Origin of the sequence: Tolypothrix campylonemoides VB511288_2 (assembly GCF_045999855.1) — a bacterium.
Classification (GTDB): domain Bacteria; phylum Cyanobacteriota; class Cyanobacteriia; order Cyanobacteriales; family Nostocaceae; genus Scytonema; species Scytonema bouteillei_A.
Genome location: NZ_JBFPMW010000014.1, coordinates 58336 through 71984, shown reverse-complemented (window position 1 = coordinate 71984; position 13649 = coordinate 58336). Strand labels below are relative to the sequence as shown.

Annotated in this window: 13 protein-coding genes; 6 read left to right on the top strand and 7 right to left on the bottom strand. The window is 42.0% G+C overall.

Annotated elements, in window-relative coordinates; all coding sequences use genetic code 11:
* Nucleotides 1–242: 242 nt before the first annotated feature.
* Nucleotides 243–1703 (bottom strand): CheR family methyltransferase, encoded by a 1461-nt coding sequence (locus tag AB0756_RS31970; RefSeq protein ID WP_050045855.1) that lies wholly within the window; start codon nt 1701–1703, stop codon nt 243–245.
* Between the two features lie 174 nt (nt 1704–1877).
* On the opposite strand from AB0756_RS31970, the gene AB0756_RS31965 reads away from it, so the two are divergent.
* Complete coding sequence (locus tag AB0756_RS31965; protein WP_050045854.1) at nt 1878–2456, top strand: hypothetical protein; 579 nt, start codon at nt 1878–1880, stop codon at nt 2454–2456.
* A gap of 35 nt (nt 2457–2491) precedes the next feature.
* Here the strand turns inward: AB0756_RS31965 and AB0756_RS31960 are convergent, their stop codons facing one another.
* The 4 genes from AB0756_RS31960 to AB0756_RS31945 all read right to left on the bottom strand — a co-directional run bounded on the left by AB0756_RS31960 (nt 2492) and on the right by AB0756_RS31945 (nt 5037).
* On the bottom strand, nt 2492–3571 hold the full coding sequence (locus tag AB0756_RS31960; RefSeq protein ID WP_038082931.1) for a chemotaxis protein CheB: 1080 nt from the start codon (nt 3569–3571) through the stop codon (nt 2492–2494).
* Between the two features lie 176 nt (nt 3572–3747).
* The gene (locus AB0756_RS31955; RefSeq protein ID WP_050045853.1) at nt 3748–4089 is read right to left on the bottom strand and encodes a hypothetical protein; all 342 of its coding nucleotides are present in this window, start codon (nt 4087–4089) and stop codon (nt 3748–3750) included.
* Between the two features lie 93 nt (nt 4090–4182).
* A complete protein-coding gene (locus AB0756_RS31950) occupies nt 4183–4470 on the bottom strand; it encodes a hypothetical protein (RefSeq protein WP_038082929.1) in 288 nt (95 codons plus the stop codon).
* 99 nt (nt 4471–4569) lie between these two features.
* A complete protein-coding gene (locus tag AB0756_RS31945) occupies nt 4570–5037 on the bottom strand; it encodes a VOC family protein (RefSeq protein WP_038082928.1) in 468 nt (155 codons plus the stop codon).
* A 271-nt stretch (nt 5038–5308) separates the two neighbouring features.
* Between AB0756_RS31945 and AB0756_RS31940 the strand changes: the two genes are divergently transcribed.
* From AB0756_RS31940 to AB0756_RS31925, 4 genes are all read left to right on the top strand, one after another.
* On the top strand, nt 5309–5800 hold the full coding sequence (locus AB0756_RS31940; protein ID WP_038082927.1) for a DUF4385 domain-containing protein: 492 nt from the start codon (nt 5309–5311) through the stop codon (nt 5798–5800).
* A 246-nt stretch (nt 5801–6046) separates the two neighbouring features.
* The gene (locus AB0756_RS31935) at nt 6047–7177 is read left to right on the top strand and encodes a hypothetical protein (protein WP_050045852.1); all 1131 of its coding nucleotides are present in this window, start codon (nt 6047–6049) and stop codon (nt 7175–7177) included.
* 125 nt (nt 7178–7302) lie between these two features.
* Nucleotides 7303–7935 (top strand): hypothetical protein, encoded by a 633-nt coding sequence (locus AB0756_RS31930; RefSeq protein WP_038082926.1) that lies wholly within the window; start codon nt 7303–7305, stop codon nt 7933–7935.
* Between the two features lie 299 nt (nt 7936–8234).
* Nucleotides 8235–9809 carry a hypothetical protein gene (locus AB0756_RS31925; RefSeq protein ID WP_050045851.1) on the top strand — a complete coding sequence of 525 codons (1575 nt, stop codon included), beginning with the start codon at nt 8235–8237 and terminating at the stop codon, nt 9807–9809.
* A gap of 154 nt (nt 9810–9963) precedes the next feature.
* Here the strand turns inward: AB0756_RS31925 and AB0756_RS31920 are convergent, their stop codons facing one another.
* Nucleotides 9964–10278, bottom strand: a complete 315-nt coding sequence (locus AB0756_RS31920; protein WP_063779504.1) for a hypothetical protein — start codon at nt 10276–10278, stop codon at nt 9964–9966.
* Nucleotides 10279–10495: 217 nt separating this feature from the next.
* On the opposite strand from AB0756_RS31920, the gene AB0756_RS31915 reads away from it, so the two are divergent.
* Nucleotides 10496–12655: a Tex family protein gene (locus AB0756_RS31915; protein WP_038082925.1), complete on the top strand. Its 2160-nt coding sequence runs from the start codon at nt 10496–10498 to the stop codon at nt 12653–12655.
* A gap of 76 nt (nt 12656–12731) precedes the next feature.
* Here the strand turns inward: AB0756_RS31915 and AB0756_RS31910 are convergent, their stop codons facing one another.
* Entirely contained in the window at nt 12732–13571 is an 840-nt protein-coding gene (locus tag AB0756_RS31910; RefSeq protein ID WP_050045850.1) for a hypothetical protein, read from the bottom strand.
* Nucleotides 13572–13649: the final 78 nt, after the last annotated feature.

Genomic DNA, 13649 nt, shown 5'->3' with positions numbered 1-13649 from the left:
CGTGACAGAACAAACCTGTTCTAATCAATGTCAGCGAGATTTTCAATTTTATAAGAAAAATGGGTGAACTACCCCAACTTAGCTTGCGCTTGAAGTTGGGGCTTCCGTACTCAACGGCGAGTGCCTCAACTTAGACTTTCGTCCGAGTTTTGGTCTTACCTCCCCTCCATGGCGGATGGGGAATTTCGCCGAATTCGTTAAAAATTCCGAACAGAAAACAACAAATTTGTGAAGTTTGTTATTTAAAAGCTCTCGTTTTCAATTACGATGAAGTCCGTCTGTTGATGTAAAAGCTCCAGTTCTTTCCGAGTACTTTCTAACTCATTGTAAGCCATAATGAGTTCAGATGTTTTTTCTGCAAGGATTTTAGACACTCTGGCTAACTCGGAGCGAGTAGACTCCAGTTCTTGGGTGAGTTGCTCGCAATCAGTTGTTTCAATAAATTTCAAAGTAACTCCCAGCAAATGATTTTTAGTGGTAAATACCTGCGAAATATTAATGTCGAAATGCTTTGTGCTTTTTTCCGTTGTCCACTCAACATTTTTTAAAACGGTTAGAGCCTGATGGGAGTGAAGTACTTGCATTAATATATTGGCATTGATTAACTTTGCAATTGTCAGATCTTGAAAAGGGCGTTTCCAATCGTCAAATGATAAGCCAAATAAGGTTCTTGCCCGTTCATTGGCGTGGAGCAGACAACCGCTTGCGTCAATCGCTAGATGAGCAGAAGAACCGATCTCGAAGGTAGTCTCCCAGAAGTGGTTCTGAATTGGCAATAAATGAGTTGCCAGCTGTCTGTGAGACGTTGGATTGATAAAGCGGTAGTCATCTAGTTCTAGTTTCAGTCCTTTGGTATAAATCCTCTGGCTTATATCAACAGGCTTAAAAATTTGCCTGCGGCTGAGTGCTGTTTCTGCCTTACCCAAAAAGAGGAAGCCTGTGTTATTGAGCGCAAAGTGAAAACGCGTTAGGACGGAGGCTTGAGCGTCTGGATTAAAATAAATCAAGACATTGCGGCATATGAGCAGATCGATCTTGGACATGGGAGCATTTTGAGTCAAGTCGTGAGGAGAAAAGATGATGGTGCGGCGAAGTTCGGGGTGAAAGACATAGCCTGTTTCAGTGTGTTCAAAGTATTTCTGGAGCAATTGAGCGGGAATATCGATAATGTCTTTGCTGCTGTAGGTTGCTCGGCGTGCGTGCCAAAGGGCTGCTTCATCCGTATCGGTGGCAAAACATCGAACTCGCTGTCGGCAAGCTTCCAGACCGAGTGCTTCTGCTAATAAGACGAGCAGGCTATAGATCTCTTGCCCGGTTGCACAGCCTGCACTCCAGGCTCGAATGGGTTCATCGGGTTGCTTACTGGCAATAATTTTGGGAATGACCTCTGCTGCTAAATAATCCCAAGCGTTGCGATCGCGGAAAAAGCTAGTGATGTTAATGAGAACATCATCGAGAAGAGCAAGATACTCTTGTGAATGGTATTGCAAATATTCTAAGTAGCTCTCATAAGTATCAATGTTGATACTTTCCATCCGGTGCCGAAACCGTCGCATCAGGCTAGAGCGTTTATAACTTGTTAAATCACAGCCCCGATTGTACTTGAGGTAGTCTAACAGAGTTTCAAATTCTGAGCTTAGTTTATCCGTGTCTTGTACTCCATTGCACAAGAACCTCTTCTGGGGTTGCCTTTGAGCAGACATTTTTTATCCCGGATGTTAAAAAGTTAACGTCGCTCCGCCCCTATATGGCGGATTATTTCTCCCGTCACACAGGAGCGATCGATTCATATATTCGTATGCAAATCTATTATATAGATTTGCATACGAATATATGTTAACTTTAAATTGAGATTGAAGTTTGCACACGAATCAAAAATGTCCACAGTAAAAAAGCTTCAATCTACCCTGGAAGCGCTCAACGCCGAGCGAGCACAAGTGGCTGGGGCGGGTTGGGTTCTGCAACATTGCTGGTTGGTGCAAGTGAAGCCGGGAGGCACTGCCCGAACCAACTGTAAATACTGGCAGGTGAGAAGCCGTCAACCTATGTTTGATGGTAAGACACTAAAACACTTGAAACCGAATCAAGTGGAGGATTACAGAGCCGCGATCGAGCGGGGGAGGCAGTTAAAGCGCATCGATCGCCAAATTCAGAAGTTGCAACAGCAGCTTGCAAAACTTACCTCCACAACGGACTCATTGAGGGTTGCATCAGAAAGTTCATCAACCGCATATAAACCTCCTCACCAAATTCCCATACTGCCGAATGGGGATCTTCAGCAAGCAGTAGAAAAACAACCTCTAAAGCAACTAAAATTCACAAATTTAGCTGAACAAGAGCGTTTCGTCAAAGAATTGCTTGCAAACGGTCAGACATTGAGAGCTTCACTGCGGCAAGCAGTCGCTTTCGGCAAAACATTAGGGGCAAGAAATATTGACCTGAGAAAGGGACTATGAACTACTCCGCCGAATGGGGAATTTCGCGGAATCAGTTAAAAACCTTCTATTTCTTCATTGAGCTTTATTTCTCGAGCCAAATTTGCCTGATTGAGCTTTATTTCTTTATCCAGATTTTCCTGGCTCAATATTTCGTTGCTCATCACTGCTTGCCGAACCAATTCTGCTCGTCGTTTTGCGTCCTTAGCTTTTTGCAAAAGCAGATCTGCCGCCTCATGCTCGTTCATGTCGCGCAGATGCTTCGCGGTATGAGTCATCAACATCTCACTCGCTTCGATAGTGCGGATGCTATCCCAGAGAGACTCTTCAATCGATTCCGTTACCTCGGCTAAAAGGGTATTGAGCGAATATGCATGCCCTGTATGGCAGCGAAAGCGAAGCAGGTTACCTTCTTTCAACTGCAACAGTACGCCATGACACTCAGGACAGGTAAAGGGAGAAAGAGCGCCTAGTTTCATAATTCCTAATTCCAGAGGGTTATCCTGCCGCGCAACACCAACTTCAATATCCATTTTCTCAGACACCAAATTGTCCTCCTGTTCGGGAATTGCTTTGTTAACTAGACGCGCTAACAAAGCCCCCATTTCGATGATAGGCACGCAGTAATCGACTGTCACTGCTTTCATCGCCGCCCTCGGCATCGAAGAGTGAAGCGCATCAGAGGGATCTTGAACTACAGCGATACCACCTCGCTCTTTGATGGCATATAACCCAGCTGCACCATCGTCGAGACTGCCGCTCAACACCACCCCAATGACGCGCTTTCCATAGGAGCGAGCCGCAGAGCGAAACAAGACATCGACCGCCGGACGAAAGCGGTTTTCTTTGGGACCGAGAGAGAGCCGGACAAACCCTGGCTCAACCAACAAATGGCGATCGGGAGGAGCCACATAAATCCGACCAGCTTTGATTGGCTCCCTGTCAATGGCGTGTGCCACTGGCAGTGAAGTGACCCGCGCCAAAATTTTGGGTAACATACTTGGGTAATCTGGGGAAATGTGCCAGACGATAAAGACAGCTGCAGGAAAGTCAGCAGGCAGTTGAGAAACGAGTGTTTCAAAAGCTTTAAGTCCTCCGGCTGATGCTCCAACAACAACAATATCTGGCTTTAACACTCGCTGCTCCTAACCATTTTTGCTTTTATGTTACCCCTGGCACTTCAAGATAACATACTGGCTTGACGTACAACACTTTCTTTAGATAGGGCTGCGATCGGGCATGAGGAGCGGTTGTGAATCATCTTAGTTATTGCGCTGCAAAAAACCTGCTAAAGGGTATCATTTATTACTTATTATTGAATTAATGCTATTGTAATACGTTGTTGCAATTCAATGTTTTGTGCAATACGTTCTTGTAATAGGACGCTGAGTTCCTGACGTTCGGCTACCAGTTCCCGACTCCTGGCTATCAGTTCTTCTACTTCGATACAGAGTTTCTCACTCGTGTCTTTTTGTTTTTGTAATTCGACACGAATTTGGTGATTTATGGCAGCTATTTCCCGACTCATGGCTCCCAGTTCCCGACTCTTGCTTATCAGTTCCTGGCTCTCAAAGCTCAGTTCTTGCAAGCGATCGCGAAATTCCCGACTCGTGGCTCTCAATTCCCGGCTCTTGCCTATCAAAAGATAGTTCATATAAAAGTAAATATGTAAATAATACATACTACAGAATCTTTTGAACGCACCGCCAACCAAATCAAGAGTGCTATTGAAGTAAGGGCTGGTAGTTCATTTTTGTGATGGAATCAGGTTGGCACTTTTGGTTGTACTATCCCAAACAATCCAAGCAAATTGGCTATCTAAATCTGTTGTATTTTCTGTAACTTTGAAATATATCTTTTCTCCGCCTCTCGTTTCTACAGCAAAGTCACCATTTTGAGCATACACTACCTTGAAACCGCGATCGCGCAAACAATACATTGCCCAAGCTTTTAACGATTGTCTTTGCGGATCGTGTGTAATGGGAGGTCTCTTAATTGCTTCTTCAATAACTTGGTATGTCTTGGAGTCAATCATTACTGGTTGGTGGTTAGTAGTTAGTGGCTATTTGTTAGTTGTTAGTGGTCCCCCTTATCTCCCTTGTCTCCCTTATCTCCCTTGTCCCCATTATCCCCATTATCCCCCCATAGGATCGCAGCGAATCTCTATCATAAAGCCATCGGGGTCGTAAAAGTAGACTCCCCTACCTGTTGGACGAGTGACTGGTCCGTGGGCGATGGTAATTTGATTTTCTCTCAAAACTTCAACTGCGCGATCGAATAAATCAGGCGCGATGTCAAATGCCAAGTGATATGCTCTGGTAAAACTTCGTTCTGGGTTTGGGTCTGGTGGTAATAAGTCTGGTTCCCAAAATAAATCGAGGATAGTACCATCAGGAGTAACGAAATTGGCTACTTTTCCTTGTGCGACTAAATCTACTAAGGTTGCAGGAACTTCATCACCTGTCAACTCGTGCAAGCCCAAAATACCGTTGTAGAATTGTCTTGAGGCTTGCATATCATGAACGTTGAGGGCTATGTGATGGACTTGCCGCAGATCTCCCACATTTAGGGCTCTTTTAAGAGATTGGGAACTTGGTAGCATGGGTAGGCAAAGTTGACTTGTTTGGCTCGAAGGATGTTGAGTTTAATTTACTTTATCATGTTCTAGAATGTAACTAAATCTAGCGCTCGGATTTTTGTAGGCTTTCTTTATAGAGGATGTTTTAAAAGTCTTGGGCGAATATAATTCGCTACTATACAAACAAAGTTCCCCCGTTGAGGCGACTGCTCTGGGTTCCTCTTCATTGTGGTACTTGCCATGCGATTTCTCATGGCATAGCCAGTATGAATTGAAACTTTACAAACATCCTCTCATGTCATTTGATTACTCTTTAGATTTTCAAAGTATTGATTTCCGAAAAAATCCCGAACTCTATCGCGTTGGGAAGGGCGAGCAGGGAGTGCTTTTGGTAGAACCGTATAAGTCAGAGATTTTGCCTTATTGGCGGTTTAAAACTCCTGAAATTGCAAGACAATCAAGCGAAAAAATATACCAAATGTTTCTTGAATATTTGGAGAAAGATGATTTCGTTGGGGCTGATATGGCACGTAAGTTCTTACAAATGGGTCATACGCGATCGCGCCGCTATGCCAATCATAAGAGCGGAAAAAAATACAAAACCAATCCTCAAAAAGAAACTTCTATTGAAGCTGTTGTAAAAGCTAGAAAAGATATTTTGCCAAATGAAGTAGACCCTGTTAAGGCTGAATCGGCAGCAATATTTAAAGAAAAATGGATGTTGGCAAAGAAAAATGAGAGATACTGTCAGTTATTGGCAAAGCATAAAGCGATACAGATGATATAACAGAAATTTTCTACTGATAATGCTTGTATCTATAGTTCGGTACATATCCGTAGAAAAAAGAAACTTTTTGTACAAAAATCATTCGGTGATTAACTACGCCTAAAGACTATAACTTCTGGAGCGGGAATTAATTGATTGTCTATATCTTTAGAACGGTTAAAATGCCATTTTGAATCGTTAGATTTGCTTGTGAGAACTTCAACAAATGAATGTCGAACCTTTTTTTAAATAAAGGGAATAATTACTATGCAAGAAATCAAGCAAGCTTCGGACAGACAGGGTGTAAATACCGATAGCACAACTTCCGCTCGACCTAATGCGGGTTCAGCAACCACAAACTTTAATAGCGATGCTGCACAGCAGCCGACAAGCGATCGCATAGCTTCTGGTCAACCTCATGCAAATTCAGCCAACCTGAATGTAGATGCTGGAGTTTCTAGAAACTATGATGCTAACCCCATCAGTTCTACTCAACCTCATGGGGGTTCAGCAAACATTAACATAGATACTAATGTCTCCAGAAACAATGATGTTAACCGCATCAATTCCGGTCAATCCAATACTCAAGCAGTTACCAAAGGTCTGAATCCTACGTTAACCAGAGCATTGGTAGGAGGACTTGTTGCTGGTACATTAGGGTCATTAATTGGTGCTTTTGCAGGTAAGAGAGTCGGTCAAGGGTTGAATACTGCAGCAAAAGGTATTGGAGAGGCTTCAAAGACTATAGGTGAAGGTCTCAGCCACACAGGCAAAGGTATAGGACAAGCCGTGAAAAGTATTGCTGAGGGAGCTACTGAAGCTATCGTAGGTGGTGCAGTAGACACTGCAAAGGGTGTTGCTGAAGGAACCACACAAGCTTTAGTAGGTACAGTAAACACGGTACAGAATACCTCTCAAGGGCTCGCTGAAGTCGCCCAGCAAACAGTGGAAGGTACTGTAAACGCAGTACAAAATACAGCGCAAGGTATTAACCAAGCTGTACAAAGTGCGGCGGACACGACAAGAGATATAACAAATCGCGCATCTGAAGGAATTAAGGAAAACGCAGCAAATGCATCAGATGCGGTACAAAACACAGCGCAAGGTGTTAACCAATCCGTACAAAGTGCAGCAGAGAATGCATCGATAGGTCAAAATCAAGGCGATCGCGATCGCACGATTGCCAACAATCAGCAATCCAAAAATAATGAAGTGGAAATAGACCGTACACCAACGATCTACATTTTAGCACCAGACCCAGTAGAAGGGCTTAACGTTGCTCCAACTTTGTCTTCAGCAGATCCCGCTACTCCTAAAGACAGTGGGCTGTTGATAGATACAGGAGAAACAACTCCACTTGAGAAAGACATTATTCTACTTAACGATTACGACAAATAAACACCTGACATTCCAAACATTATTTAGGTGTTGAGTTATCAGTTATCAGTTCTCGCTAACGGTGTACTGATAACTGTTAATTGTTTACTAATTGAGTCTATTGTGGCATAAAGGAAATGACTCTTATGAATGGAAATCAGCAGGTTTTGGAGCATCCTAACGCTGAAGACAATACTGATTTTACAGAAGACCAATCCAATACTTCTTATGAATCAGGTAGAAACTCGAACAATGGGTTATCTAAAATAGCAATTGGAGCACTCATTGGTGCTGCGTTAGGTGCAATAGCTGGAGCTTTAACTATTAAGGGTACAGCCGAAAGGGTTAACCAAACTGTAAAAAGAGCGGGGAACTCGGTTAAGAATACAGCCGGGACTATTAATCAAAGTGTCAAAGGTGTGGGTGATGCAATCAGTTCGATCGCTGATGGTGTGAACGATACTGTTAACGATGTAGGAGACAGTGTCAAGGATACTGCTTTAGGTATTAACGACACTGTCAACAGTACTTTGTCTGCTGTCAAAGCTACAGCAATGAATGTTAGCGACACCGTTAACAACACTGTGAACATCGTCAAAGGTGCTGCTGAAGGCGTTAACGACAATATCAAAGGTACAGTGGATGTAGCCACTAAAGTCGCTGAGGATAATTTACCCTCTGGGGCTCAGGGAACTAATCTCCCCAACACACCCAATATCCCCGGTAACTCCAATAACCAGACGACTTACATTTTAGTCCCAGTAGATAACCAGAAATAAGACTTAGGGTGGGCAATTCCCACCTTATTTTCTGATAATTTGGCAGACATATAGCAATCCTAAATTATTTGTAAAAAATTTGGATTGCTAATGGCTAATGGCTAATTGCTAATGGTCAATAAGCAATTAGCCATTAGCTATTAGCCGTCTTCACTCTTATTCTTATATTTCATTTAGAACTGCTTATATGTCTTTAGGTTATTAACGGTTTATCGAATGACTGATAAATTAATCTTGAATTGATAACGAGCTGCTTCAGTTAGGTCTGATACTACCTTAAGCGAGAGGAGAGATTAACTATGAGCGATCGCAAGCAGCCTGTTGAGCGTCAAGAAAAAGCTAATTGTTCTCAGAGGAAGCAACCCATAGCTTATCGAGCAGCAACAGGTATAGGGGGTGGAATTGTTGGAGCAGCGATTGGTGGTTTGCTCGGTCGCCGAGTTGGAGGAACTGTTGGTGGTGTTGTGGGCGCAGTTGCTGGTGCTTTGGTAGGTAAGGGTACGGCTCAGCGTGTTAATGCTACTGTAGAAGGCGTTGTGGGTGCAGCTCAAACTGTAGCTGATGCTGTTCATGATAGTGTTAACGGTGTGGGAGATGCATTAAAAGACACAGTAGAGCAGGTCAAACCTTCCATAGTCGGTGCTGTTGATACGGTAAAAGATACGGTTGACCGGGTTAAGCCTTCCATAGTCGGTGCTGTTGATACGGTAAAAGATACGGTTGACCGGGTTAAGCCTTCTGTCCTAAGTGTTGTTGATACAGTTAAAGATACAGTAGACCAAGTCAAGCCTTCTGTTGTAGATACCGCTAGGAACGTAGCTGAGGTTGTTAACTTTAGTGGAAATACTGGAGAAGTTGTATTTAATGATATTATTGAACAGCCTGATGCTTCTAGAGTTGTCGAAGAAAACGCAAAAGAAAAACCTGAAGAGGTAAAGCCACCTGTCGTTAATGAATCCAAGGGTGTCACTGAAGATGCTTACCTTTGTATAAATGATGGAGGTAATACACTCAAAGAAAGAGTAGAGCAGGTTAATACTTCTATCGTAAGTCAAGTTGATACAGTAAAAGAAGATATATTAGAAGATCCTTGGGACTCTGTAGTAGATACATCGGATGCTGTCGGGGAAACAATGGAATGGATTGTTGAACCTCATGCAGTTGGTAGAGCCGATACCGTCCAAAATACAACTGAAGACCCTCTTTGTCGTGATGTTAATGAGTGGGTTAGTCAAAGCTTGAATCATTTACAACAGACTCATGATTCTGAAGAAAATACCGAATCTACAAACTTTGAAGAAAGACAACAAGAGTACCAACCGCCTCAGCAGCAAAAAATTCAAGCACAATCGAAAAAAAATCAACAATTTACTGGAATCGGAAAATTTCTTGTAGGTGCTGGGGTTATAGCAATAGTTGGCACAATCTTGTCATGGATTCCCAAACAAAATCTTTTTGCAGTGAGATCGCCAGAATCCAGTCAAAGTATCGAGCAAGTATCTGCTGCGACTTCATCTTCAAAATTCCAAGAAATTTCTACCCCTGATGGTTGGATTTTTTTAGGCAATGTTAACAACAAGCCAGGTGCAGCATTGCTTGGGAAACCTTTAAGCGAAGTTTTACAATCTACTGACTCTCGTGTTGTTCCATCACCAGGAGCGGTAGTTACTGTAACTGTTAAACCAGGAGTAACGTTAAGGAAAAATAAACCGCAGTTACCTCACTTTAGTTATCAAGAACAAAAAGCTTTAGCTGTTCTTAAACCTCAAGAGAAGTTGAAGGTTCTTAAAGTGGAATTTGTACCCAATCCCAGTACGACTCAAACAACAAGAGTGTGGGCAAAAGTTTCTAGATGTGGTGACGACTGCAATTAAAATTTCTTAAAAATTTGTCGGTTGCGATCCCTAAGATCGCTAAAATCTTCCTTTCGCCCGGTAACTTAAACTACAGGAGCCGCTTGACCTATGAAATCTCAAAGGCTTACTCCTGCAGGTTTTTCTCGGTGGCGGTATCAGTAGGAGTTATTGCTTAGTAACTGATACCACGGTATTTCCGTCCTACTTCTTCCTCAGTTACCTGGGGTTTGGGATCGGTTAGTTCTCTTCTGTCAGTGTTATTTAAGTTTTCATCATGGTCTTCTACTCGTTGTAAAAGTTTTTGGGTGGTCATGAGAATAACTAGGAGCAGCAAAAGCAACACTTGCCACGGTGCGAACACCAAGCTTAAAGCAAGGCACAGAGCTGCAAATATCCCCACGAAATACCCAATTTCGTCAGTACATTTTTTAAAGATATAGCCACCTACCAAGCCGGTAAGTAGCGGAATCAAGAAAAACAAAGCCATTTTTCCTCACCTCTGGGCTAATAGCAGAAGCGTTAATGTGTGCATAATAGGTCTCTGTTGTCGGTAACAAGTGTGCCTAATCTAACAGCTATTCAGTTTTAGCTCTAACACGTTACTCATAACAACAGCGTATAAATACAAGATTCCGAATCTGTCTGTTAAACTAGCTTAACATTATCTACTTGCGCTGATAAATATATTTCAACTGCAATACCCGATGCTAAACATTCCTCAATCACTGGCTATCGAACTAAACCTTAAACCCTATCAGGTGCAAAACGCGCTGGATCTTTTGGCTGAGGGTGCGACAATTCCCTTTATTGCGCGTTATCGCAAAGAACGGACTGGGGAAATGAATGAAGTTCAGTTACGCCAACTGGCAGATAGGTATTCTTACTTAACAGAATTGGAAGAAAGAAAATCCACAATTTTAAATGCGATCGCAGAACAAGGTAAGCTTACTGACGAACTTAAAGAAAAGATAGAGTCCTGTTTGCAAAAAACAGAACTTGAGGATTTATACTTACCCTTCCGTCCAAAACGTCGCACGCGAGCCACCGTTGCAAAAGAAAAAGGGTTGGAACCGCTTGCAGAGTTTATTAAATCGTTAAACGTCAAAAATGGAGTCGCCGCTTCTCTGGATGGGGAAGCAGCAAAATACGTTTCTGAAGACAAAGGTGTCAAAACCGCAGAAGAGGCGTTGCGCGGTGCTTCTGATATTCTTGCAGAAGAAGTGGCTGAAAAAGCAGAGTTGCGTTCTTATGTACGGGAATACCTTTTAGAAGAAGGAGTCTTTTTTTCCCGTATCAAGAATGACTATCCAGAAGGTACAACGAAATTTGAAATGTACCGCAATTACCAAATGCGGGTACAAAATATTGCCCCTCACAATATGCTGGCATTGTGTCGCGGTGAAGCTGAGGGAATCTTATCTTTTGATATTTCTTTTGATGAAGATGTTATCCTGTCTTATTTGGAATCAAAAGAAATTAAAACAAAAGTCCGCGCAGTGCGGGACTTCTATCAAGCAATGCTCAAAGATGCTTTCACCCGTTTGATGAAAACATCCTTGATAAGCGAGGTCATTTCTGAAAAGAAAACTTTTGCAGACATAGAGTCTATCAAAACATTTGAAGCTAACTTACGAGAGTTATTACTGTCTGCACCAGCAGGGATGAAACCCACTTTGGCGGTAGATCCGGGTTTTCGGACTGGGTGTAAAGTCGCAGTCCTCGATCAAACAGGTAAATTTTTAGAATATCAAGCAATATTTCCCCATCTATCAGCAAACCAGCGTGTGGAAGCTGCAAAAACTCTAAAAAATTTAATTGAGAAATACAAAATAGAGTTAATTGCTATTGGTAACGGTACAGCTTCGCGTGAAACCGATGAATTTGTTTTGGAAACTCTGCAAAGTTTGGATAGAAAACCAATTAAGGTGATAGTCAACGAGTCGGGTGCGTCTATCTATTCAGCTAGCAAAGTTGCTCTAGAAGAATTTCCCGATTTAGATGTCACTGTTCGGGGGGCTATTAGTATTGGACGTCGCCTGCAAGATCCCCTTGCAGAACTTGTCAAAATTGAACCCAAATCGATTGGGGTAGGGCAGTATCAGCATGATGTGGATCAAAAATTGTTAAAGAAGAAATTGGATGAAACTGTTGAAAGCTGCGTTAACTACGTTGGTGTAGACTTAAACACTGCTTCTAAAGAACTTCTTACCTTTGTTTCTGGTATTACGTCTAGTGTTGCCAATAATATTGTTGCCTATCGCAACCAAAATGGTGTATTCAAAAACCGCCGACAACTGCTAAAAGTTCCGAAGTTGGGACCAAAAGCATTTGAACAAGCTGCGGGTTTCTTACGCATTCGTGATGGTGAAAATCCTCTCGATAATACTGCTGTGCATCCAGAAAGTTATTCGGTTGTGGAAGCGATCGCTTCCGATTTAAAAGTCCCCTTAACTCAAATCACCACAATTGCCGAACAACTCAAAAAACACAATCTCAAAAAATACGTAACCGCCAGCGTTGGCGAACCAACATTACGCGATATCTTGAGCGAATTGGAAAAGCCGGGAAGAGATCCAAGAGCTGAGTTTAAGTATGCTACTTTCAAAGAAGGAATTAAGGAAATCGCTGATTTGAAAGTTGGAATGGAACTAGAAGGAATTGTTACCAATGTTGCTAACTTTGGTGCATTCGTTGACATTGGCGTACATCAGGATGGATTGGTACATATCTCTCAACTGGCTGACAGATTTGTAGACGATCCCAAGAAAATTGTGAAAGTAGGACAAGTCGTGAAAGTCAAAGTGCTGGAAGTGAATGAGAAACTGAAGCGGATTAGTTTGTCAATGAAATCCGTTAAGCAGTAAATGTTTTGGCTTGTTCTCTAAAGATGAGCTATAGAATAGCAAACTCTTCAAAATCGACAAAATTATCGAGCTGACTTTAGTCAGCTCGATAATTTTTTTTCAGCTTTCGCCTGCGCCTAAAGTTACGCTGACGGGCAGTGAATGAAGCTTGAGAGCTAACAAATTTAATTCCCTGTTCTATGAATTGAGCTTTAAGCTGTCTAGATTGAGCCTGAATTTTACGAGACTGCTCTCTAAGCATTTTAGATTTTGCCCGAGTTTCCGCTGCTTTCTTTCTCACCGCTATCATATCGGTGAGAGACCCTTGATAATTAATTGTCAGACTACAATTGACTGGCTTGTTGATTGAAGCTTTAATAAAATTTGATATTTCTCTGTCCTCTAAATCTAAAGGTTCAAGCGCCAAATTACAGATAGTACCGAGCAGTTCTGCTAAAATTTCATGGCTGGACTTTTTACTTACCAAAAGTTGTTTTGCTAATTCTTTAGCCTCATCAAGTGATAGCCAAGGGGAATTAATTGCAGCGCACAAATCCATATTAGTATTGTGCAACTCGTGTCTTATCTCCTGTAGTTCTACCTCCCGGTAATACAACAGTTGCTTTAGAGTTTCTACTTGCTCGGATAAAAGCTCTATTCTATCCTCAATTTCCAATGTTTCACCCGACTTAGGCTCTGTAGATTCTATAAATTGACTATCTTTCTGTTTAGTTTTTTGAGATTGAGCAACTGTGCTATTGAATTGATTGACTCCGGTGAAAATTTTTTCTAAAACTTCTATAGTATTTTCTATAACATCCATAATTTCAAAGAGTACAGTCAAATCTTGCACATTTTCAGGCTCGTTATTACACAATCCTAACTGTAAATCTTTTAAAAATATTAGCTCGGTATTATCCTCGTTTACAGATTCCATCTAAGTTGATAGCAAAACTATTGACTTATTGTACCAATAAGTTAAGTAACAGGGGTAGAGGTCAACGAAATAGGGAGC